This window comes from Halococcus sp. PRR34 (assembly GCF_028617175.1).
GTDB classification, from domain to species: domain Archaea; phylum Halobacteriota; class Halobacteria; order Halobacteriales; family Halococcaceae; genus Halococcus; species Halococcus salifodinae.
Map to the genome: position 1 here is coordinate 19,658 of NZ_JAQJDA010000026.1, position 22,607 is coordinate 42,264.

Below are 22,607 nucleotides of genomic sequence, written 5' to 3' on the forward strand. Positions count from 1 at the left end.
CCGAACGCGTCACCGCTCTCGCACAATACGGTTGCGATCACTGCTCGCGGTCCGGCGGGTCGTCCGGCCACGACGCGTCGCCGTGAAACGCGACGCCCATGCGTTCTGCGGCCTGGGAGATGACGTGTGCGCCGGTCGGCACAGTAAGGAAGAGGAAGACGATCCCCACCAGCGAGGTCAGTCCGGCACCGCCGACTTCCTGTGGCCCGAAGTAGACCGCCCCCGCCAGAAACAGCGAGGCCGCGCCGAGCGTGGTGGCCTTGCTGGTGGCGTGCATCCGGTTGTAGACGTCGGGAAATCGGAGCAGTCCGATCGTGCCGACGAGCAAGAATCCGCTGCCGATAGCGATGAGTACCGTGACGATGAGTGCGTGGATCGTGTTCATTCGATGATGTCTCCGTCGGTGACGTAGCGGGCGACCGCAACCGTGCTGATGAACCCGATGATGGCGAGCACGAGGCCCACGTCGATGAAGAAGCCACGGCCGGTCTGGAGCGCGAACAGGACCGCGACCGCGACGACGTTGGTCCCGATGGCGTCGAGCCCCACTACCCGATCGGGCGTGGTCGGCCCGCGGATCACCCGGTAGCCCGCCAGCAGGGTGACGCCGCTCGCGATCACGAGCCCGATCGTGATCGCGAGATCGAGGAACACAGGGATATCAGTCGCCACCGAGATCACCCCGTGGAGCGGGCGGCGTGTCGTCGGGACTCGCGTCCTCGTCGAAGATCACGAGCGCGTAATCCTCCCACGTTCGGATCGGGGCGAGGACGCCCTTCCGATTCCGACCAGTGATACCGTGAACGTAGAGTGTGTTGGTTGCGTCGTCGTAATCCATCGTGAGCGTTCCGGGTGTCAGGGTGATCGAATTGGCGATCGTGGTGATCGCGACGTCGGATTCGACTCGGAGGGGGACCGCGACCACGTCGGGCTCGATCGGCATCGACGGCGAGAGCACCCGGTAGACGACGTCGACGTTCGCCACGATCAGCTCTTTCGCGAACACCGCGAGGTAGAGCCCGACGTACGGAACGATCCGGAGCGTCCCCGCGAGCGCGAACTCGGTCGCGTAGAACCGCCGGAAGACGAACGCGATCGGGAGGCCGATGGCGAGCCCGATCAGGAACTCCTCGGCGATCAGCACGGGAGTGAGCTCGATCCCACGGACGAACAGCCAAAGCACCGCGAGCACGACACCGAGTGCCGGCCACCGTCTCATGGCGACACCTCCGGGAGCACGCTATCGACGTACGTGCCTCGATCCACCGCCGCCGACGCGGCGGCGTTGGCCGCACGCAGTACGGGATCGAAGCCGATACCGACGATCACGAGCGCCGCTGCGAGTGCGATCACGACCGCCACGAGAGTCGGCGAGTACGTCGCCGTCCGAACGGCCTCGGACTGGGTGCCCCAGAATCCCTCGTTCCATGCACGAGAGAAGTACGCGACTGTGAGGATCGCGCCACCCAATGCGAGAGCGAGCGCGATCGTCGCTCCCTGCCCACCCACGGCCCCGGCGTCGGCGGCAGTCTGGAAGACGAGCAGTTTGCCGAAAAAGCCCGACAGCGGCGGGATCCCGACCAGTGCGAGCGCGCCGACGAAGAAGCCGATCGAGAGGATCGGTGTGCGGCGCGCGAGTCCACCGAGATACTCGAATCGGACCGAGCCGACGGCCTCTCGTACTGTGCCGCTCGCGAGGAACAGCATCGATTTGGCGAGGCCGTGATTGAGCGCGTAGATCAGCGCCGCCGCGATCCCGAGCTCGCGCACCTCCGGTACTGTCGCGGCGATCGCGAGCGGGAGCACGACGAACCCGATCTGACCGATGCTGGAGTACGCGAGCACGCCGTCCAGGTCCACTCGACTCACTGCCCCCACACCGCCGAGGACGATACTCGCCGCGGCCATCACGAACATGATCGGGCCGAAGAAGGCGAGGAAGGAGTCGCCGCCGAACCCGGGCAGCGAGAGGCCGGCCGGGAGGCTCGCGGCCGCGAAGACGGTGAAGTAGAGCCGGATGATCGCGTAGATGCCGACTTTCTTGGTGACACCAGCGAGCATCGCCGACACCGGAGCGGGCGCGGCGCGGTAGGCAGCGGGTACCCAGAACTGGAAGGGGACGATCCCGGCCTTGAGCGCGAACACCGCGAACAGAATGGCGGCGATCCCCAGGACGGGAACCGGGTCGATGCCGAACTCCGCGGGGTTGGCGAGCCGGCGGGCCATGTCGGCCATGTTGAGCGTGCCGGTCGTCGAGTAGAGCCCGCCGATCGCGAGCAGCATCACCGCGCTTCCGATCAGATTCAGTACGGTGTACTGGAGCGCCGCACGGGTGTGTTCCGGCCCCGAGTAGAAGACGACGAGCACGTAACTCGACAGCAGCATGACCTCGAACCAGACGAACAGGTTGAAAATATCACCTGTGAGGAACGAGCCGGTGACACCGACCACCAGCAGGTGGTACAGCGCGTGATAGGAGAGCTGCTGGCCGTACTCGCTCATGTATCCGGCGGAGAAGACGGCCGCGGCGAGCGAGACGACCGCCGTGAGCCCGAGCATGAACACCGAGAGCGCGTCGGCCACGAGGGTGATGCCGAACGGTGCGCGCCATCCCGAGAGCTGGTAGACGAGGATCGACTGGTCGGCGACGGCCGCGACGAGCAGCGCCACGCTCGCCGCGTAGCCGAGCGCACCTGCGAGGCTCACCGCACGCTGGGCGCGCGAGAACCGACGGAGCAGGAGGGTCAGGACGGCAGTCACGAGCGCGACCAGCAGCGGCGCGATAACGACCTGGGCGGCCATTCAGACCTCGCCTCCCGTCTCGCCGAGCTCGTCGAGGTCGATCGTGCCGTGTTCCTCGTACACCCGGTAGGTGAGCACGAGCGCGAACGCAGTAGTGCCAAAGCCGATGACGATAGCGGTCAGCACGAGTGCCTGCACCAGCGGGTCGGTGACGCTGCCGGGGTTCGCTGGCGGTCCGTGACCGACGATCGGCACGGTACCAGAAAGCCCACCCATCGTGACCAGGTAGACGTTCGCGGATTGGGCGATGATGGTCACGCCCCAGACGACCCTGACGATGTCTCGTCGGAGGACGAGAAAGGTCCCGACCGTGAACAGGAGACCGAGCACGCCCGCGAGCACGAACTGCGTCATTCCGCACCCACCACCGCGAGGATCGTGAGGAGTGCGCCGACGACCACGAGATACACCCCGAGATCGAAGACGAACGCGCTCGCGACCTCCAGCTCCTTGTAGAGCGGAAGATCGTGGAGGAAGACTACGGCCTGGGTGAGGAACGGCTGGCCGAGCGCGATGGCGGCGAGACCGCCCGTAATCGCGAGTCCGAGCCCGGCCGCAAAGGCGAGCCGGTAGTCGGAGACGATCGTGGGTCCAGCGGCGGTCGTGGGTGTGCCACCGCGATCGAGGAGTTCGGTCTCCACGAAGTCCAGCCCGTAGATCACGTACAGCAGCGCGAACGCCGCCGCCGTGAGCACGCCCGCGATGAACCCACCTCCCGGAAGGTTGTGGCCCCGGAACAGGAGCGCGATCGCGGTCAGCAGGATGAGCGGGAACACCACTCTGGTGACGGTCTTGGCGATCACCGTGGTGTCGGCGTCGGGGGCGCTCACGACGACTCCCCCCGGCCGCGCATGGCGATCAGCGTGAGTACCGACAGCGCCGCCATCGCCACGACCGCAATCTCGCCCATCGTGTCGAACGCTCGGAAGTCCACCAGAATGACGTTGACGATGTTCCCGCCGCCGCCGAACTCCGTGATGAGAGGACCGTGTTCTTTCGGCACCGGCGCGCGCTCGATCAAGAACTCCGCGATCACGTCGTTCGGACTCGCGGCGGTCGCCACCAGCACCGTCGTGAACACCGTCGCGCCGACCCCGGTCGCGAGGACGCCGTCACGGATCGCCCGTGACCGGTTCAGGTCGCCGTAGAACGCGGGGAGTTTGTCGAGCACGAGGAGGAAGAGCACCAGCACGAGGGTCTCGACGGCCAGCTGGGTGAGTGCGAGATCGGGTGCGTTCGAGAGCACGTAAAACAGCGCGATCATGAATCCGAGCACCGAGAGCGTGAGCACGCCCGCGACGTGGGAGGGAGCGACGCCGACCGCGGCCGCGCCGATGACCGCCACCGCGAGCACGATCACGACCGGGAGCGCGATGGAGAGCCCAGTAAAGGGGGGCAGCGAGACGCCCGCCGCAAGATAGCCACCGAGCGCGAGCAGGCTGGTCGCGGCGAGCGTCCAGATCGCGTACGTCCGGAAGTAGCCGGTCTGGACTCGCGGGAGCGAAAGCGCGCTCGCGTGTTCGAGACCGTCGACCGCGCCGTCGTAGTACCAGTTCGCCGAGAGCGGGCCGCGACTCAGCCACCGGACGCCATCGCGGATGCGGTCGTAAAACGGCGACGCCGCGATACCGACGGCGATCGTGATCGCGCTCATCACGACTGCGGGTTTGAGTTCGGTCGGGAGGTGGACGCTCATCGTGTGGGCCTCACCGGCGACCGTGCCCTCGAACGCCGACTGGACGATCGTATCGACGGCGAGCTGGGGATCGATCCCGACGACCGCGGCGAGCGCCGCGAGCACGGCCGGCGGCGCGACCAGCAGAGCGGGCGGGGAGTGGACCTCGCCGAGCCCGGCGGGTTTTTCTCCCATGAACAGCCAGAGGAACCGAATGGAGTAGAGGAAGGTGAAGACGCTTCCTACTACTGCGACGATCGGGTACAGCCACATGAGTCCGCCGTCCGTGTGGGCGACCTCGTAGGCCGCCTCGAACAGGAGTTCCTTGGAGTAAAAGCCGTTGAACGGCGGGAGGCCGGCCATTCCGAGCGCCGCGATCGCCGTGATGACGGCGGTGATCGGGAGGTCGTGGCGGAGGCCGCCGAGTTCGTCGATCGCTCTGGTGCCAGCCTCGTGGGCGACGATCCCTGCGACGAGAAAGAGGGTCGCCTTGAACAGCGCGTGATTCAGGATGTGGAATACACCTGTTTCCGCGCCGAGCTGGTTGGCGAAGCCGAAGCCCGCGGTGATGAGTCCGAGGTGGGAGGCCGTCGAGTACGCGAGGAGTTCCTTGATGTCGCTCGCGCCGACGGCGAGCAGCGCCGTGACGGTCATCGTGACGAGACCCAGAGTGCCAAAGAGCAGCATCCACTCCTCGCCGACGAGCAGCGGTCTGACCCGGCCGATGAGGTAGACGCCGGCCTTGACCATCGTGGCGGAGTGGAGGAACGCCGAGACGGGCGTCGGGGCCTCCATCGCGTTCGGGAGCCAGAGGTGGAATGGAACCTGTGCGGATTTGGCGGCCGCGCCGATCGCGATCAGTCCGAGCACGGGCACGAACAGTCCTGTCTCGCGGAGCGCGGCGCGGATCGCATCGGCGTTCGCGATCAGCGAGTCGGGCGTGCCGACGAGGGTGAACGTCGCGTTCGTGAGCGCCTCGCCGGAGACGTAGTTGAGGAGGAGGAAGCCGACGAGCATGAACAGTCCACCCGAGACGGTGATCAGCATCGACTTCCGGGCGGCGTACAGCGAACTCGCGTCATCGCGGTAGTGGCCGATCAGGCCGAACGAGGTGATGCTGGTGAGCTCCCAGAAGACGAACAGCGAGATGAGATCGGACGCGAGCGCGACTCCGAGCATCGAGCCCATGAACGCGAGCAGGGTGGCGTAGTAGCGCGCCTGCCCGGGTTCGTCGTGCATGTAGCTCCCGGAGTAGGTGAAGATCAGCACCCCGATCCCGCTGGCGAGCAGCGCGATCAGCAGCGAGAGCCCGTCGAGATACAGCGTGAGCGAGACGTCGAAGGTGGGTATCCACGGAACTGAAACCGTCCCCTCCGCACCGTACTGACTCGCAACGAGGCCGAACGAGGCGAGCGCGACCGCGGCCGCGACGTACGCGACGCGTTCGCCGAGCACGCGATACAGCGGGAGGACGACCAGCGCGCCGAGAAAGGGCAGTCCGAGTGCGGCGAACAGCACCGCAGCCACCGGCTCGGAGCCAGCTTGGGCGACGCTGCCGATTCCGAGTTGGCCGACCGTCGGGGCCACGGGGAGCGCGGCGAGCGTCGCGAGAGACACACCTCGAATCAGCCAACGGCGAGACTTAATCGTTCTCAAATCCGTCCTCACCGGATCGTTCGTGACATACGCCTCATCGAGATGGATCACTCGGATCGAGCGAGTGTGTCGACGAGCGACGTAGCCCGACAATGATATCTCCAACCACCGGGCGAAATATTATATAGGATATTGCGCAACTCGTGGCCCACACCAGCGCGAAACGAACTCCGGCGGCGGCAGCAGCCGAACGGTTGGAACGCGTCGAGAGCCGCCGAGTCCGTGGCTGGTGGGTGAGCGAAACCAAAATGAGAGAACGAATCAACGAACTTCGATCGGATTCACGTGCAGTCAGCCCAGTCATCGGTGTCGTCCTGATGATCGCTGTGGTCGTCATCCTCGCCGCCGTGGTGGGCGCGTTCGCCACTGGCGTTTTCGGGAATCAGCAGGATGCACCACAAGCCACCTTCACCTATGATAGTGGTACGATAACGATGGGCGGAGGAGACACGCTAAACGGCGCAAATATCTACACTGTCGTGGACGGCACTCGACAGGACGCTGTGGGCGGCGATGAAATCACGGCTGGTGCTCAGATTGCGACTGGTCTGAGTCCCAGCGAATCTGTGAGCGTTGTTTACGATGACGATGAGGGTAACTCGGCGACGCTCTTCAGCACCGATGTGAGTGGCGGCGGCAACAACCAAAACTCCTAACTAAGCCGTTCTCGCTTCCCTCATCTGGAGTGAGCTGAACGACGCGGTGCAATTCCCATTTTTCGGCGGCGATAACGGACAGCTGGCGAACCAAGGAGGGCCGAACCGATCGTCTGCACTACTCCCGCAATCGCTCGCGTTCGCGATACTGATCCTCGACGGTTTCGATGGACTCGGTATCGAGGAGTCGCTCGACTTTTCGCTCGAACTGTTCGTCGGTGAGCTCGCCGCGGGCGTAGCGGTTTCTGAGCGTTTCGAGGGCGTCTTGGTTGTCGGTCTCCGGTGGGTCACTGGACGATTCGTCGGCCGTCCAGCCACCACCGGTCCAGCTGTCCTCCCAGTACTCCTCGTCCGTCCAGTCCTCGTCGGCGTGTTCCTCCCAGTCCTCGTCGTCGCCGAACAGCATCGAGACGACCGGGACGACGACGATGTAACCGAACAGCAGCGCCGCGAGCCACCAGCCCTGACCGGTGAGCATGGCCGCGAGCCAGACCCCCGTCACCACCGTCGAGGCGATCCCCGTGGCGTTCTGTCGGAACCGCTCGCGTGGCGTCGTGGCCATATGATCGAGGGTTGACGAGCGGGCGGTAAAAACCCATCTCTCGATGGGGCCAGGCGTCGATACTACCGATGGGTTAGCGAGCGTGGCGCACGACCGACGACCGTCAAGTTTTACCGACGAGTCGGTGTATCGGCAGCATGAATCAGCTTCGGGACTCGCTGCTCGACGCGCCGATCATCGAGAAGGAAGGGTATCACTACTTCGTCCATCCGATCAGTGACGGCGTCCCGATGCTCGAACCCGAACTCCTGCGCGAGATCGTCATCAAGATCATCCGGAAGGCCGCGCTCGAAGACGTCGACAAGATCGTGACACCCGCCGCGATGGGCATCCACATCTCCACGGCGACCTCGCTGATGACCGACATCCCGCTCGTGGTGGTCCGCAAGCGCCAGTACGGGCTGGATGGTGAGGTCGCGCTCTCGCAGGTCACGGGCTACTCCGAAAACGAAATGTACGTCAACGACGTCGACGCGGGCGATCGGGTCCTCCTGCTCGACGACGTGCTTTCTACTGGGGGGACGCTCCGCGGGATCACCGGCGCGCTGGAGGAGATCGGCGCGGAGATCGTCGACGTCGTCGCAGTCATCAAGAAAGAAGGCGGCGGCAACGAACTCGACGACAGTCCGTACGACGTGAAGACCCTGATCAACGTCGACGTCGAGGATCAGGAAGTCGTCATCACCGATCCCCACGGCGACGGCTGAGGCCCCGATCGTACGGGATCGATCGATGCCGGTCTCTCGTTTTCGAGCAGCGACGGCGGACCCCTCGTTCGGTCGAAGGAGTTCGACGAACCGCCGGCGGTGATCGTCAGTCGGCCCGGAGGTCCGCGACGTCCTGCAACGGTGCCTCGTTCTCGGTGAGGAAACACGAGGCCTGGTGGTTCGTCCCGCGGTCGGTCAGTTCGGGTTTCGATTCCTCACAGGGCGTGGTGAACGTCGAGAGCAGCTCGCCCGCCCGATCGCGGTCGCCCGCGACGAGCCGATCGAGCGCCTCGGCGAGCGTGTCCTCGGCCGACCGATCCGAGAGCGTCTCGGGGAGGTCGAACTCCGTCCGGAGTTCGCGTTCGAGCTTCGCGTCGGAGACCGTATCCTCGCCGTCGCTGTCGGTGTCGAGCGCGCGTCGCGTCTTCGCGACGTCGACGCTACCCTCGACGACGCGATCCCGGAACGTCAACAGCGCCCGCCAGTGTGACTGTTCGAGATCGTACTCGTCGGGCTGTATCACCCGGTGACACCGCGTGTGGAACCGACAGCCGTCGGGCGGATCGGTCGGACTCGGTACCTTCCCTTTCAGTTCGATGTCCTCGCGGGTGTTCCGGGGGTCCGGGGTCGGGATCGCCGAGAGCAACGCCTCGGTGTAGGGGTGTTGGGGGTCCGCGAAGATCTCCTCGGTCGACGCGATCTCGACGATCTCGCCGAGATACATCACCGCAACCCGGTCACAGACGTCCCGAATGACCGAGAGATCGTGACTGATGAACAGCACCGAGAGACCGTACTTCTCCTGGAGGTCGTTGACCAGCGAGAGGATCTCCGCCCGAATGGAGACGTCGAGCGCGCTCACCGGCTCGTCGGCGATCATGAGATCGGGGTTGAGCACCAGCGCCCGCGCGAGCGCGATGCGCTGTTTCTGACCGCCCGAGAACTCGTGGGGGTAGCGATCGTAGTCGTCCGCCGAGAGGCCGACGTCTTCGAGCAGATTTCCGACGATCGCCCGGCGGCGCTGTTTGTCGGTCATCCCGTGGACTTCGAGGAGTTCGGCGATCGACGCCCCGATGGTCTGTCGCGGATCGAAACTCGACGACGGGTCCTGGAAGATCATCTGGGCGTCCCGGCGAAACGCCTTGAGCTGCCTGTCGTCGAACTCCGTGACGTCGTTCGTCGCAGGCTCGTCCCCGGAAGTCCGGCTGTCGTCGTATCCCTCGCCGTTGAACAGCACCTCACCGCTGGTCGGCTCCTCCAGCCGGATGATCGACGACGCGGCGGTCGACTTCCCACAGCCGGACTCGCCGACCAGCCCGAGCGTCTCGCCCTGTCCGATGTCGAAACTGATCCCGTCGACGGCGCGGGCGGCCCCGACCTGCTGCGAGAGGACGCCTTCCTTGATCGGGTAGTGTTTCTTCAGGTTGCGGACCGAGAGCAGCGGGTCAGTCATCCGCCAACCCTCCTGGCGAGTTCGACCAGCCGCCATCGTCGTCCTCGCCCGTGATCACCGACGCGTCGCGCCCGCCGTAGTAGTACACACACGAGACGCTGTGACTCGCCGAAAGCTCCGCCTCCTCTGGCTGATCACCCTGTGTACACTCGTCGACGGCGTACTCACACCGGGGTGCGAACCGGCAGCCGTCGGGCGGATCGGTCGGGTTCGGTAGCGTGCCCTCGATCCCGCCCGCGGCGCGGTCCCCGCCGGGGAGACAGTCCATCAAGGCGCGGGTGTACGGATGCGAGGGCGACTCGAAGATCTCGTAGACGTCGCCGCGCTCCATCACTTTCCCCGCGTACATCACGACGACTCGGTCCGCGATCTCGGCCACGACCCCGAGGTCGTGGGTGACAAAGAGGACGCTCATCCCGAACTCTTCTTGGAGATCGTCGAGCAGCCGGAGGATCTGGGCCTGCACGGTCACGTCGAGCGCCGTCGTTGGCTCGTCGGCGATGAGCAGGTCGGGGTTCGTGACTAGCGCCATCGCGATCATGACGCGCTGTTTCTGGCCGCCCGAGAACTCGTGGGGGTAGTCGTCGAGCCGGGCGGCCGCGTTGGCGACGCCGACCCGGTTGAGCAGATCGACCGCGCGCTCGCGGGCCGCCTCGCTGGAGACGTTCTCGTGGACCTGCACCGCCTCGGTGATCTGCCACCCCACGGTGTAGCAGTGATTCAGCGCATCCTGTGGGTTCTGGAAGATGTGGGCGATGTTCTGCCCCCGGATCTCCCGGAGTTCGGACTCGCTCATCGACGCGATGTCGCGGCCCTCGAACCGGACCGTGCCGTCGACCGTACCGGGCGGCGACGGGATCAGGCGCGTGATCGATTCGCTCGCGACGGTCTTTCCAGACCCACTCTCGCCGACGATACAGACCGTCTCGCCGCGGTTGACGTCGAAACTGATCCCGTCGACGGCGGTGAGGAGTCCGGCGTCGGTCTCGAAGGTCGTGGTGAGGTTCTCGATCGAGAGGAGTGGTGTGTCCGTTGTCATCTTTCAGCCTCCGCCTGGGTTTCTGGGTCGATCGCGTCGAGCACGGCGTCGCCAAGGAAGTTGAAGGCGAGAATGGTGAAGAACAGCACGAAGCCGGGCATCAGGGTGATCCACGGCGCAAAAGAGAGATCACCGCGTCCGGCGGCGATCAGCTGGCCCCACGAGGGGACCGTCGAATCGCCGAGGCCGAGGAAGGCGAGCTGGGCCTCAAACAACAAGAATCCCGGAATCAGTAGCGTGAGGTCCGTGATCCAGCTGCTCGCGGTGTTCGGGATAATGTGGCGGCGGATGACCTGATAGGTGCTCGCGCCGCTGAGCTGGACCGCCTTGATGTACTCCTCCTGGCTCTTCGCGAGCGCGTTGCTCCGCACGTACCGCGCAGTTCCTTCCCACGCGAACAGCCCGAACAGGAGGATGAAGAGAGTCAGACTCCCGCCGAAGATGTAGAGGATGAGCAAGTAGAGGATGAACGTCGGGAACGACTGCTGGATGTCGACGTATCGCATCAACACCTCGTCGACGAGGCCGCCCATGTACGCGGCGGTGGTCCCGACCGCGGTGCCGATGGTCAAGACCATCAGCGTGGCGATGAACGCGATCTTCATCGTGATCTGCATCCCGTAGACGATCATCTTGAAGATGTCACGGCCGTTCTGGGTAGTGCCTAGCGGGTACTGCCACGTCCCCTGACACGCACCGTCGACGATCGGGCCGGCGCAGTTGATGACGTACTGACGGCTGATCTCGAAGCCGACCGGTGGCTGATACTTCGTGAACAGTTGGACCTCCGGTGCCGAGATGAACAGCGGTCCGAGAAGCCCGCCGACGAAGACAGCAGCGAGGAAGACGAGGCTGAGAACCGCGGGACGATTTTTCCGGAACTGTTGCCAGTAGTACCGCGTCATCCGGGCGTTCTGGTACAGCGGCAACACGCCGTAGAACCCGAACAGGACGATCGAGATCGCGAACAGCCAGTCGAGGCCGGTGACGTCGTAGTTCCAGCCGATCGCCGCGAACGTCGGGGTGTCGCCCGGCACGACGAACAGGTCGTACAGGATCAGCGCGAAGATCGCGCCGAGGACGGCAGCGACGCCCTTGAAGTTCGCCGAGAACGCGCGGCTGCTCCCGCCGGCGACGTCGTTCCAGTCCACCGAGTCGAATCGTTGTGAAGGTTCGTCAGTAGCCATTATCGATCATCGAAGTCGATCCGTGGGTCGAGCACGGTGTATGTGAGGTCTTGAACGAGGTTCGCGATCGTGGCAACGAACGTGAAGAACAACACGAACCCCAGCACGACGCTCGTGTCCTGTGCGATGAGTGCACGGTAGCTCAGCCGACCGATCCCGGGGATCCCGAAGACGATCTCGACGAGCAACGACGACCCGGTGAACAGCGCCAACAGCTGGCTGACCATCGTCGTCGACAGCGGCACCATCGTCGGCCGGAGGACGTGTCGCGCGTAGATCCTGAGCTTCGAAACGCCCTTCGCGTTCGCAGTCTTCACGAAGTCCGCGTTCATGAACGCGGCCGACTCGTTGCGCGAGATGCGCATGATCCCGCCGATGGAGCCGGTCACCAGCACGAACACGGGTATCGCGAGCTGTCTGGCGTTCTCGAGGCTGAACACCGGCACGCCGGTGTTGTATATCACCGGGATCCACCCGAGTTCGACGCCGAAGATCAGCAGGAGGATGATCCCGAAGAAGAAGTTCGGAATCGCGTACCCGAAGAAGGCAAAGCCCGTCGCCAGGTGATCCTTCCAGCTGTACTGGTTGGCCGAGGAGTACAGCCCCACGATCGGGCCGATGACGATCACCAGCAGCGTCCACGGGATCGAGTACTGTGCCGTGTAGTACAGCGCCCCGAGGATCGCCTGGATCACCGGCTGACTCCGGGTTTCCGACCAGCCCCAATCGAGGGTGTAGACGCTGGTGACGTAGTCGATGTAGCGCTGGTAGAGTGGGGCATCGAGTCCGCGGAGCTGGCGTGCTCGCTCCGCAGCCTCCTGTGCTGCCGCCGGATCGCCGCCCTGAAGCGCGACCTGAGTCGCTGCCTGAGCGATCTCGGGGTTGGGTGCGGCGGCCAACAGCGCCCACGTTATCGAGACGATGATGAACGTGACGATGAAAGACCAGCCGACCCGGCGTGTGATATACCATCCTAGTCCCATAGTGAGGGTGTCTCGTACATTGATTGAAAGATCGTCGAGTGGGAGTCTGCGATCGGGGTCGCTACGTCAGCCGTTGCGGTGCCACGTCGAGAAGTCCCAGCCGCTGAAGAAGTTCTCCTGTGGGCCGTCGATTCCCGTCGCGTAGCCGGTCGTGGCCGCGGGGAACGCGAGCATCCCCATCGGCTGGTCCTCGGAGATCTTCGCGAAGATCTCGTTGAAGATAGGCTGGAGTTCCTCCTCGCTCGTCGCGCTGCTGGCCTGTTCGAACAGTTCGCTGGCGTTCCAAGAGGGGTAGTAGCCGTACGGGTTGTACGCCGAGTCCTTCTGGAAGAACACGTTCGCGGTGGTGGGGTTGAGCGGATAGGTGTTGAGACCGAAGACCACCGACATGTCCCACGGGTTGGCGCTCGTGACTTCGCGCGGCCCCGCGTTGTTCGCCCCCGCACTCCACTCGTACTGGTCGGGGTTGTCCGGGATCTGCTGTTGCCAGTACTCCCGCGAGAACTGGGCACCCTGGATCGCCGAAACGCTGACGTTGATGCCGGCGTTCTGCTTGAACTCCTGGGCGATGAAGTCGGCCATCGACCGCTCGGTGGGCTGGCCGGCGCTGTGATAGAGGGTGAGGTTCACCGTCTCGCCGCTCGGGTTCTTCAACATTCCGCCGCTGTAGCCGTAGTCCGTGTCCGAGATGGCTTCCTTGATGCGACTCTGGGTTGCCTCCGGGCCGTACAGATCGCCCGTCCCGAACTCCATGATGTTGCTCGTGTCGTCGGGGTACCACTTCGACCACTGGGGCTGCCACGTGTACTCGACATCGGCGAACCCACGGAAAACGCCCTTGACGAGGCGCTGTTTGTTGACGGCACAGCCGAGACCCTGCCGGAACTTCTTCTTCCGGAAGAGGTTGCCCGGCCCCGCGTTCCAGCCGTTGTCGCGCATGTTGTACACGCAGACCTCGTTGTACGGCTGCGGGATGACGTAGACGTCGGTCCGTTCGAGGTTGCGGAACTTCGAGACCCGGTTCGGCGGCACTGCCGCCGAGTCGGTCTCACCGGCTTCGAGCGCGGCGAGTCGGGACTGCTCTTCTTGGACGATCTGAACTTCGAGCGTGTCGAAGTACGGTGCCTTGCTGAACTGCTCGGGCACGCCTTCGGCATCCCGGAGATAGTAGTTCTCGTTTCGTTTGAAGGTGAGGCTGCTCGAACGGTTCCGGCTGTCAAGGGTGTACGCCCCCATGTTCCCGGCGAACCCTAGCCCGAGAAGCTCCTGCTCTTTCCGGAGTCCGTCGGCGTTCTGCTCCTCGACGTAGGGCTGCATCAACTCCTTCGGGATGGGGTACAGCAGCGGGTCGTACGTCTCGGGATACAGCGCGTTCGGGTTCGGGAGTTCGATCTGGAACTCGTAGTCGCCCGTCGCCTCGACGTTGACCTCGCTCGGCCACGACGAGGCGTCCGCGGTCGCGGCCCACTCGCTCTGGTGGAGCTGAGTGACCTGATAGACGAAGTCCTCCGCGGTGACCTCGCCGTAGTCGCCACCGAACTCGAGGTTCTCACGGAGTTTCGCGACCCACACGTTCCCCTTGTCCGTCGTCATGTCGTACAGCTGTTGGAAGTACTCCGTGCCCGGTTTGAAGCCGTACGGATAATCGAGCGCGTAGCCGATCAGGTCGCCAGCACCGTCTTCCGTGTTGTACAGTGGGTTCAGCGTCTCCGGCGAGGAGGACACGACCGTGCTGTACGTCCCGCCAACCTCGGGGACACCACCGCTGGAGGTTCCGCCGCTCTGGTTGCCGGACTCGTTCCCGCCGCCGAGCGCCGAGCCGTTCGTCGCGTTGGAGGGCTGACTGCCGTTCGATCCGTTGCCACCACCGGATTGGTCGGTGCCGTTGCCACCGCCGCTACCGTTACTACCGCCACTACAGCCGGCCAGTCCGGCAGCACCAGCGACACCGATCGCCTTGAGCCAACTGCGTCGATCGATTCGTTTGTGTTTCTCGTCACCACGTCGTGCGGGGCCCTGTGACATACGTACCTTTAACAGATATTGACCCTTATTGTTCTTGTGGATGCGGATGATGGGGTTATTTGTCGTGGGAATATTCTCTCGGTGACCAATGAGTCACACGAATGGCTGGCGTTTTTCCGGTATCCGGGAGTCTTTTTGATTACGTGGCCGTATCTAGGCTGATGGCAACTGCACTGTTCGTCGTCAGCGAGGAGGGCTACTGGGGCGAGGAATGTATCGAGCCGCTCACCAGCCTCTCGGATGCAGGCGTCGACGTCACCGTGGCCACGCCGAGCGGCGCTCCACCGGAAATCGACGAGCGATCGGTCGACCCCGACGAGGTCGGCGAGGAGACCGCCGAACACGTCATGGACGTCCACGAGAACGACGATCGACTCAACGATCCGATCCCGGTCGCCACCGCCGACGCCGACGACTACGATACGGTGGTGTTCCCCGGCGGTCACGGCACCGAGTGGGATATCAACCAGGACCGCCACGCCCGCACGCTGCTAGCCGAGACGGTCGCCGGCGACGATGGCACGGCGCTCGTGGTCTGTCACGCCATCGGCATCCTCGCGTTCACGTGGGACGAGGGTGGCGAGCGGATCGTCGACGGTCGAAACGTCACCGGCTTCCCGAACGAATGGGAGGAGGGTATCGTCGACGAGCACGACAGAATGCCCGACGGGCGGAAGCTCCCCTACTGGGTCGAGGACGAAGTCCGCGCGGCGGGCGCAAACTGGGACGCCGAACTCGACGCCGACACGAGCGTCACCGTCGACGGCGATCTCGTCACCGCCCGCGGTCCCGGCTCGTCGGCCGCGGCCGCCGAGACGCTCCTCGACGAACTGGCTATCGACGGATCTGCCTGAGCGGTCGAACGCTCCTTAGCCTTCAGAATCGAACTACTGCTGGCGGTGCTGCTGGCTGGTTTGCGGTCGAGTGGACTGCTGGGGAGTCGACTGTCGGTCGCCTCGCTGTTTGACAATCGCTTGCTGGTCGCCCCGCCGTTGGGTTTGCCCGACGTAGGCGAAACTCCCCAACGGGAAAAGCCGGTTTCGTCCCCGTTCTCGGTTTTCGTGATGAGGCCGTGCTCACGGAGTTCGAACTCGGTACACTGCCGAATGACGCTGTCGTTGGCGTCGGCGACGGTCAGTTCCACCATGTCCCCACACAGCGCCAGCACCGATACACGGTTGTCGTCAGTCGAGAACACCGGACGATCTGGACGTGTATCACGAACGCCCGCTCTGGCCCCGTCCGCACCGGTTCTGTCCGTGCCGGTCCTGCCCGCACCGATTCCGTCTGCGCTGGTTCCGCGCTCGTCGCCGCCGATCGTGTCGCCGGTTGGGGACAGCGCAGCCGCACCCGACGAACGATGGGTTTACACGCCGGCATGCCCGAAGACGGGTAATGGCGTTCGAGGAACTCCTCGAGGATCCGGTGGTACAGACGTACCTCCACGAGCTCGTCGGCCCGCGCGGGATGCCCGTCGCCGCTGCGCCGCCCGACGGCGAAGTGACCGACGAAGAGCTCGCCGAGGACCTCGGACTCGAACTCAACGACGTCCGGCGAGCGCTCTTTATTCTCTACGAGAACGATCTCGCGAGCTATCGTCGGCTCCGTGACGAGGACTCGGGCTGGCTCACGTACCTCTGGACGTTCGAGTACGAGTCGATCCCCGGTAATCTCCAGGACGAGATGGGGCGGCTGCTCGAAGCCCTAGAGGTGCGTCGGGAGTACGAACGCGACAACGAGTTCTACCTGTGTGAGGTCGACTCGCTCCGGTTCGAGTTCGGCGAGGCGATGGAGTTCGGGTTCGAGTGTCCCCAGTGTGGCTCCGAACTCGAATCGATGGAGAACGATCGGCTGATCGACGCGATGGACGAACGCATCGACGATCTCCGCGACACACTCACCATCCCTGCCTAATGGTCGTTCTTGCCACGAAATGTTACGTCGGAGGTGACGCCCGCGAGCGTGCGCTCACCGGACTGGGCTCGCTCGTCGACAACGCGATCGGCGAACTCGACGTCGCGTACGAGGTCGGCGTCCGCCACGACGACTTCCCGTCGGTGACCGTCGAGGGCGAGGACAAGGTTGCCGCACGGAACGTCCTCCGCGAGGAGTGGGGGGCGATCACGCCCGAGTTCGAGCCCGGCGAAACCTACACTGGGACCCTCGAATCGTGGGACGAGTCGGGATTCGTGCTTGATGCCGGTGAGGACATCCACGTGCCGGCCGACGAGATCGGGCTGGGTCAGGGGAGTCCCGAGCAGATCAGAACGCGGTACGGCCTCGTCCAGCATCTCCCGCTTCAGTTCGTCTACGGCGAGCCATCGCGGCTGGCCGACGACGAGCGCGATCGGCTGTACGACTGGACGCGCGGGGCCGGTCGGGTGAACGTCAACAGCGCGACCCGTGGAGAGGCGCGCGCGACCGTCAACCGCGCGGGCCACGCGAACGACATCGTAACCGTCGAGCGGATCGGGCTCCTCGAACAGAGCGTGATCTGTCGCGAGAACACCGATCCGCCGGGGCTGCTCGCGAGCATCGGTGGGTATCTGCCCGCCGAGCTCCTCTGTGTCGTGCCATGACGCGCCGGCGGCTGCTCGCGTTCGGGCTAGTGGTCGCGTTCGTCGCGCTGGCGGGCTGTTCGTCGGTCTTCGGTTCGGGTGGCGGGGACGCGGCCGCCAACGCGAGCTACGACTGGGAAACCAACGGGACGAACGCCACGATCAACGTCACCGGTGGACGCTACACAGCCGTCTATAACGTCTCGAACGAGTCGACGTTCCCGGTCTTCCAGCGCAACGAGCTCGGGCAGAACCAACCACTGCCGGTCTCCGCGCTCCAGTTCCAGTATCCGAACGGGACCGTCGTCACCCCGTCCGAATCGTCGGGGCTGAACGTCACGAGCGAGCGCGAGCGAGCGGTCATCAACCTCCCCGCGAAGAACGGGAAAGTCGCGTTCACCGCGTCGGCCCAGGGCAAGCGCTTGGGGACTCGGACGTTCGTCGAGGGAACGTACGAGGTCACGATCCCGAAGGGGATGCGGGTCGATTACGAGCCGCTCGCCCGCGTCTCGCCCGGCGGCTACACCGCCGATCGCACCGCCGATGATCGGGTTCGACTCACGTGGGAGAACGTCGATAGCAGCTCGGTCGTGGTGCGGTACTACCTCCAGCGCGATCTCTATCTCTTCATCGCTGGGGCGGCCGTACTGGTGCTCGTCGCGGCCGGCGGCGCACTCTACTACCTCCGGCAGATCAAGGAACTGGAGCGCCAGCGAAAGGACGTGGGACCGGACATCGACACCGGCAGCGTGGACGACGATGACGGTCCACCTGGATTCGGGTAGATCGCGCTCGTCACCGTTCATTCAGGGAGCGGTGGCGCGCGGGAACGCGTCGGGAGACGCGTGACTCGCGCGAGGTCTGCGCGAGCGGTGTGAGGCGTGAACGAAGTGAGCGTGGTTCGAGACGCCTTCGGCGTCTCGTCATTTCGGAAGACCGTCGGTCTTCCGACGAGTCGTCGAAGTGCTTTCGACACTTCGAGATCCCGAGAGAGCTTCGCTCTCTCGAACGACTTCGCTCTGACGGTGGATGACTGAGGGAGCGTAGCGAGCGAAGGAATCGGCTGGGAGGGAGTGGCCTGCGGCACTCGTTTGTCTCGGAACTCGCCCACGGCGCTCCGGCCATCGTTGGAACCCCTTCGACAGTACACCGTAGAATTTCGACGGCTGGCAGCGCGATCCGATGCCACTCAGGTCGGTAGCTCTTCGTGATCGACGCGGTAGATCGTCACGTCCTCGAACTCCCGAGCGACGCTGACGCCCTGGAGATCCGCGACCGAGATCGATCCGTACGCCGCGCGCTCGTTCGGCCCGATGTAGACGTACTGGACGTCGTACTCCGCGAGGAGTTCGGTCTGGACCGTGGGAGCGCCCTCGTAGATGGCCGCGACGTCCGCGACGCGCTCGTGGTAGGGGTCGGTCCCGCGATAGCCGACTTCGTGGTCCCAGCCGACGACCGTCGGCAGTCCCGTCAGACTGGAGGGTGCGTTCACCCAGCGGTAGGGCCGGAGAGTCCGCTCCTCGTTGCAGCCACACCCCGGGACCGAAACGATGTGGGGTTGGCCGGACCGGTTGTCGAGCCACGCGATGGCGGCCGCCTCGTCGGGGTGGGTCGCCGGGACGAACGCACGCGCGTCAAGCGTGGGGTCGTCGGCGCTCGTCATCGGGCTCTCACTGGTGAACTGATCGGTGAGCGCGAGGCCGCCGTAGATCGACGTCGAGAGGACGACCAGCGCGAGCAGCGCGCGACCGGCGACCCGCCATCGCCCCGCCATCGCGTCGGCAATCGTCCCTACGGGACGGGCGTCGACCAGCCACGCGGCCATCGCGCCCGCGGCAGTCGCGAAGAGCACCCAGACCTGCGCGTGCGTTTTGAACACCGTGTTGAACCGTCCCGGTCCCGCGTTCTCCTGGATGTAGACGAACTCGACCAGTAGGACGAGCCCTGCTCCGGCGACCAGCAGCACCGTCTCGTAGCCGACGGTTGGAACGAGTGAGTCGCCGGTAGCGACCCCGCCATCGGATTCGGCTGGGTGCTGTCGGCCGCTGTCGACGACCGTCGATCGAGCACCGCTCGATCCGGCGTTCCGTCGGGTGACGAGAACGAGCCAGCCGACGACCAGCAGCGGACCGAACACGCCGACAGCAGCCGCATCCGCGAGCAACGCGACCGCGATCAGGCCACCCGTCGCTGCGAGGGCTGCCAACTGGCTTCGTCGTGGGAGTTCCGAACGGGTGCGTGCGGCGAGGTACGGCACGAACACCAGGAGGAACGCACCGTAGACGAGCAGCAGCGGGCCGAGCGGGCTTCGGGCCGGAAGGAACGCCACCGCGCGGCCGCTCGCCGAACCGAGCCAGAACGGGACCGACCACACGAACCCGAGCACGAGGACGACCGCCGCGGCCGCGAGCGCGCTCACCGTCCTGCGAAGTTCCCGGCTGAGGCCGGTGTCGGTGGGCGAGCGCAAGCGACCCGCGATCCGCTTGGGAAACAGCGACACCGGATCGGCATCGGCGAACGTCAGCGCGAGCCACCCGATCCCGGCGACGGTCGGAAAGCTCCACGTGTTGACGACCGCGAGAAGACCTGCGAGCGGCGGCACAGCGCCAAACACGAAGAGTCGCCGTCGCCACACCGCGTCGGCAGGTGTCCGGTAGTACGCGAACCAGAGTCCCGCCGCGAGCAGGAGGAACGGCGTGCTCATCATGTGAGCGTGGAGATCGCCGTTGAGCCACGCGAAGAGTGGGAACTCGTTGACGGTGCCGGGAATGACGCGGCTCGCGTCCCAGTAGGTGAACGCCGTCGGTGACGCGGCGAGACCCCGAATTTCGACGCCGAGCCAGCCGGCGACCGATTCCGTCGCACCGTCGGGTAGCGCCCACAACACTGCCCGGCCAGCGGTTTCGAGGTTGCTCGCGAACCCGACGAGGAAGGCCGCGATCACACCCGCGGTGCGGGGTGATCGGTCGCGCTCGGCCGCGATCGCGCCCGCGAGCCCGTAGGCCGCGGTCACGACCATCGCGTAGAAGCCCGCGAGCGCGAGGTTGTACGCGTATCGGGGTTCGGTGAGCGTGAGCTTCGAGAGCAGCGTCGTGAGGAGATGGCCGCCGTAGTAGTAGCTGGCCGATTCGCCGGCGAACCAGACGTCCTCCGGTGGAAGGCGTGTCGTGCGCGAGAGCGACTTGAGGAGACCGAAATCAAGGAACTTCTCGCCACCGCCAGGGTGTACTGCTGGATCGACTGCCCGAGCTGCGATCATGAACAGAAAGGCGAGCCCGAACACCGCTATCGGGGCGAGCGCTCGCCGGCTGTAGATCTCGTCGCGATCGAGTCGTCGGAGCGCGATCGCCGACAGGCCCACGAGGACGGCGAGTCCGGCGACGAGGCCGAGGGTGAGCGAGAGATGACCAACCCAGTACGCCACGATGCCAACGATCGCAAGCGAGAGCGGCAACGCGAGGGCGGCCCCACGGTCGGGGAATCGGCGGAAACAGAGCGCGGCCAGCGGTGTGCCCGCCATGCCGAGGACGAGGAAGACGGCGAGCCACCGGACGACGAGACCGTACTCCATAGCCAAAGCCGGGAACCGGCGCATATTGCTCTTGTGGGATCGGCGAGCGACCAGATCGGAGACGAATCCGAGTCAGTGGTTCCGAACCCCTTTTGTCCGCGCCCGCGGAGGTGGCTCCATGCACCGGTCCGTCGGGGTCGTCGTGCCGGCCTACCGGCCCGACGTCGAGCGTCTCGCGACCTACGTCGCCGCGATCGACGAGCGCTGCGCCTCGACGACCATTCGGATCGAACTCGACGCGCCCCAGTCCGGGGTGGCCGAACGGCTCGCGGACCTCCCGGCGACCGTCGCTACGTCCCCCGATCGCCGGGGGAAGGGACGCGCGATCACCGCCGGATTCGAGGCACTCGACACCGACGTGCTCGTCTTCGCCGACGCCGACGGGAGCACGCCCGCCGACTCGCTCGCCGACGTGATCGCGCCAGTCGCGGCGGACGAAGCGGCGCTCGCGGTCGGCTCGCGTCGCCATCCCGATGCGACGATCGCACGCCACCGGACGTTCGCGCGCCGTCGGCTCGGCGATACGTTCGCATGGCTCGCCCGTCGTCTCGTCGATCCGCCGCTGTACGACTATCAGTGTGGCGCGAAGGCGATCTCGCGCGAGGCATGGACGACGATCCGCGAACACCTCTACGAGCCGGGGTTCGCGTGGGACATCGAGCTGGTGGCGATGGCCAACGCGTTCGGCTGTTCGATCCGAGAGGTCCCGATCACGTGGCACGACGAGCCCGACTCCACTGTGTCGCCCGTCGAAACGTCGCTCGCGCTCGCGAACGGCCTGCTCGCCGCCCGCCATCGTGCGGCGCTGGTCGCGGAGAGCTCACTTCACGACGCGATCGCCGCACGGCGCGAGGAGCCGACCGCGCTGGTCGACGCGGGCCGCCCCGATCGATGAGCGTGCGCTCGTTGCTGGCCGATCTCCAGGCATGGCTCGCGAACGGTCGAGTGACGAGACGATTTCTCGAACTGGTGTCGGCGGTGCGGTTCGGCAAGTTCGCCTCGGTCGGGGTCGTCGGCGCGCTGTTCGACGTGACGACCGCGACGGCGCTGCGCGAACTCGGCGTCTATCCCGAGGTCGCCGTCTTCGTCGGGATCGAGGTCTCGGTCGTCGTGATGTTCTTCCTCAACGATAACTGGACGTTCTCGGAGGAAGGGACGGGCGGCATTCGGCCGACGCTTCGACGGCTGGCCCGATCGAACCTCGTGCGTACCGGCGGTATTCTCGTCCAACTCGGCATGTTTCGACTGCTCTACCGGGCGATCGGGATCGACTTCGCCATCGCGGGCCTCGACGCCTGGTTCGTCGTTTCGAAGCTCGGCGGGATCGGCGCGGGCTTGCTTGTCAACTTCGTCGCCGAGAGCCTGTTCACGTGGCAGGTCCACACGGGGCCTGGCGAGGGATGAATCACAACCCTTAACCAACGGACAGCGATACGAAGAGGTAGCGGGATAGGATAGCCAGGAGATTCCGGCGGGCTCATAACCCGCAGACCGGTAGTTCAAATCTACCTCCCGCTATCCCACCTTTTGCTACGGTCGCTCTCTGCTCGCGGGCGCACGAGGCGGCGGAGCCGCCTCGAATCGCGGCGCGAAGCGCCGGCTGTAAGAGGTTCCTTCGGAACCTCTCTACTCGCAAAATCTGGACCAAAAGCCTTTGTCACCCCCTCCGGAAGAGCGAAGCTCTTCCGTGCTCTCGTTCGCTTCGCTCACGAGAACTTCGGGGGTTCCTCGGC

22 protein-coding genes and 1 tRNA gene are annotated in these 22,607 nt (G+C 65.2%); 9 read left to right on the top strand and 14 right to left on the bottom strand.

The window, feature by feature from the left end; all coding sequences use genetic code 11:
- Positions 1–37: 37 nt before the first annotated feature.
- Genes mnhG through mbhE form a run of 7 tightly spaced genes read right to left on the bottom strand, consistent with a single transcriptional unit; the run spans position 38 to position 6,094 of the window.
- The gene (gene mnhG / locus PHA81_RS18750) at positions 38–385 is read right to left on the bottom strand and encodes a monovalent cation/H(+) antiporter subunit G (protein ID WP_005044820.1); all 348 of its coding nucleotides are present in this window, start codon (positions 383–385) and stop codon (positions 38–40) included.
- A complete protein-coding gene (locus PHA81_RS18755) occupies positions 382–678 on the bottom strand; it encodes a monovalent cation/H+ antiporter complex subunit F (RefSeq protein WP_049910291.1) in 297 nt (98 codons plus the stop codon). Before PHA81_RS18755 ends, mnhG begins: the two co-directional genes overlap by 4 nt.
- A complete protein-coding gene (locus PHA81_RS18760; protein ID WP_005044816.1) occupies positions 662–1,219 on the bottom strand; it encodes a Na+/H+ antiporter subunit E in 558 nt (185 codons plus the stop codon). The genes PHA81_RS18755 and PHA81_RS18760 overlap by 17 nt, the downstream gene beginning before the upstream one ends.
- Complete coding sequence (locus PHA81_RS18765; RefSeq protein ID WP_005044815.1) at positions 1,216–2,802, bottom strand: Na+/H+ antiporter subunit D; 1,587 nt, start codon at positions 2,800–2,802, stop codon at positions 1,216–1,218. Before PHA81_RS18765 ends, PHA81_RS18760 begins: the two co-directional genes overlap by 4 nt.
- Complete coding sequence (locus PHA81_RS18770) at positions 2,803–3,156, bottom strand: NADH-quinone oxidoreductase subunit K (protein ID WP_005044813.1); 354 nt, start codon at positions 3,154–3,156, stop codon at positions 2,803–2,805. It abuts the gene before it with no gap.
- Entirely contained in the window at positions 3,153–3,632 is a 480-nt protein-coding gene (locus tag PHA81_RS18775) for an MnhB domain-containing protein (protein WP_005044811.1), read from the bottom strand. Before PHA81_RS18775 ends, PHA81_RS18770 begins: the two co-directional genes overlap by 4 nt.
- Complete coding sequence (mbhE, locus tag PHA81_RS18780) at positions 3,629–6,094, bottom strand: hydrogen gas-evolving membrane-bound hydrogenase subunit E (protein WP_005044809.1); 2,466 nt, start codon at positions 6,092–6,094, stop codon at positions 3,629–3,631. The genes PHA81_RS18775 and mbhE overlap by 4 nt, the downstream gene beginning before the upstream one ends.
- Positions 6,095–6,366: 272 nt before the next feature.
- On the opposite strand from mbhE, the gene PHA81_RS18785 reads away from it, so the two are divergent.
- The gene (locus PHA81_RS18785; protein WP_241430411.1) at positions 6,367–6,789 is read left to right on the top strand and encodes a type IV pilin N-terminal domain-containing protein; all 423 of its coding nucleotides are present in this window, start codon (positions 6,367–6,369) and stop codon (positions 6,787–6,789) included.
- A gap of 118 nt (positions 6,790–6,907) precedes the next feature.
- On the opposite strand, the gene PHA81_RS18790 is transcribed toward PHA81_RS18785, so the two are convergent.
- Complete coding sequence (locus PHA81_RS18790) at positions 6,908–7,351, bottom strand: SHOCT domain-containing protein (RefSeq protein ID WP_005044805.1); 444 nt, start codon at positions 7,349–7,351, stop codon at positions 6,908–6,910.
- 137 nt (positions 7,352–7,488) lie between these two features.
- On the opposite strand from PHA81_RS18790, the gene hpt reads away from it, so the two are divergent.
- Complete coding sequence (gene hpt, locus PHA81_RS18795) at positions 7,489–8,058, top strand: hypoxanthine/guanine phosphoribosyltransferase (RefSeq protein WP_005044803.1); 570 nt, start codon at positions 7,489–7,491, stop codon at positions 8,056–8,058.
- A gap of 106 nt (positions 8,059–8,164) precedes the next feature.
- On the opposite strand, the gene PHA81_RS18800 is transcribed toward hpt, so the two are convergent.
- From PHA81_RS18800 to PHA81_RS18820, 5 genes are all read right to left on the bottom strand, one after another.
- On the bottom strand, positions 8,165–9,511 hold the full coding sequence (locus tag PHA81_RS18800; RefSeq protein WP_005044801.1) for an oligopeptide/dipeptide ABC transporter ATP-binding protein: 1,347 nt from the start codon (positions 9,509–9,511) through the stop codon (positions 8,165–8,167).
- Positions 9,504–10,550: an ABC transporter ATP-binding protein gene (locus PHA81_RS18805; protein ID WP_005044799.1), complete on the bottom strand. Its 1,047-nt coding sequence runs from the start codon at positions 10,548–10,550 to the stop codon at positions 9,504–9,506. The genes PHA81_RS18800 and PHA81_RS18805 overlap by 8 nt, the downstream gene beginning before the upstream one ends.
- Positions 10,547–11,737, bottom strand: a complete 1,191-nt coding sequence (locus tag PHA81_RS18810) for an ABC transporter permease (RefSeq protein ID WP_005044798.1) — start codon at positions 11,735–11,737, stop codon at positions 10,547–10,549. Before PHA81_RS18810 ends, PHA81_RS18805 begins: the two co-directional genes overlap by 4 nt.
- Positions 11,737–12,720, bottom strand: coding sequence for an ABC transporter permease (locus tag PHA81_RS18815; RefSeq protein WP_005044797.1), 984 nt, complete (start codon positions 12,718–12,720; stop codon positions 11,737–11,739). The genes PHA81_RS18810 and PHA81_RS18815 overlap by 1 nt, the downstream gene beginning before the upstream one ends.
- 66 nt (positions 12,721–12,786) lie before the next feature.
- On the bottom strand, positions 12,787–14,745 hold the full coding sequence (locus tag PHA81_RS18820) for an ABC transporter substrate-binding protein (protein WP_005044795.1): 1,959 nt from the start codon (positions 14,743–14,745) through the stop codon (positions 12,787–12,789).
- A 161-nt stretch (positions 14,746–14,906) separates the two neighbouring features.
- Here PHA81_RS18820 and PHA81_RS18825 point away from each other — a divergent pair, with 161 nt between their 5' ends.
- From PHA81_RS18825 to PHA81_RS18840, 4 genes are all read left to right on the top strand, one after another.
- A complete protein-coding gene (locus tag PHA81_RS18825; RefSeq protein ID WP_005044793.1) occupies positions 14,907–15,599 on the top strand; it encodes a type 1 glutamine amidotransferase domain-containing protein in 693 nt (230 codons plus the stop codon).
- Between the two features lie 541 nt (positions 15,600–16,140).
- Positions 16,141–16,659, top strand: a complete 519-nt coding sequence (locus PHA81_RS18830) for a transcription factor TFIIE subunit alpha (protein WP_005044788.1) — start codon at positions 16,141–16,143, stop codon at positions 16,657–16,659.
- Positions 16,659–17,324, top strand: a complete 666-nt coding sequence (locus tag PHA81_RS18835; protein ID WP_005044786.1) for a DUF2110 family protein — start codon at positions 16,659–16,661, stop codon at positions 17,322–17,324. The genes PHA81_RS18830 and PHA81_RS18835 overlap by 1 nt, the downstream gene beginning before the upstream one ends.
- Complete coding sequence (locus PHA81_RS18840; protein WP_005044784.1) at positions 17,321–18,088, top strand: DUF5803 family protein; 768 nt, start codon at positions 17,321–17,323, stop codon at positions 18,086–18,088. Before PHA81_RS18835 ends, PHA81_RS18840 begins: the two co-directional genes overlap by 4 nt.
- A gap of 404 nt (positions 18,089–18,492) precedes the next feature.
- Here PHA81_RS18840 and PHA81_RS18845 read toward each other — a convergent pair whose 3' ends face one another.
- Positions 18,493–20,874, bottom strand: coding sequence for a DUF2298 domain-containing protein (locus tag PHA81_RS18845; protein WP_005044782.1), 2,382 nt, complete (start codon positions 20,872–20,874; stop codon positions 18,493–18,495).
- Between the two features lie 118 nt (positions 20,875–20,992).
- Here PHA81_RS18845 and PHA81_RS18850 point away from each other — a divergent pair, with 118 nt between their 5' ends.
- The 3 genes from PHA81_RS18850 to PHA81_RS18860 all read left to right on the top strand — a co-directional run bounded on the left by PHA81_RS18850 (position 20,993) and on the right by PHA81_RS18860 (position 22,392).
- Positions 20,993–21,769, top strand: a complete 777-nt coding sequence (locus tag PHA81_RS18850) for a glycosyltransferase (RefSeq protein ID WP_005044780.1) — start codon at positions 20,993–20,995, stop codon at positions 21,767–21,769.
- A complete protein-coding gene (locus tag PHA81_RS18855; protein ID WP_005044778.1) occupies positions 21,766–22,278 on the top strand; it encodes a GtrA family protein in 513 nt (170 codons plus the stop codon). Before PHA81_RS18850 ends, PHA81_RS18855 begins: the two co-directional genes overlap by 4 nt.
- A 39-nt stretch (positions 22,279–22,317) precedes the next feature.
- Positions 22,318–22,392 (top strand) — tRNA-Met (locus tag PHA81_RS18860).
- Positions 22,393–22,607: the final 215 nt, after the last annotated feature.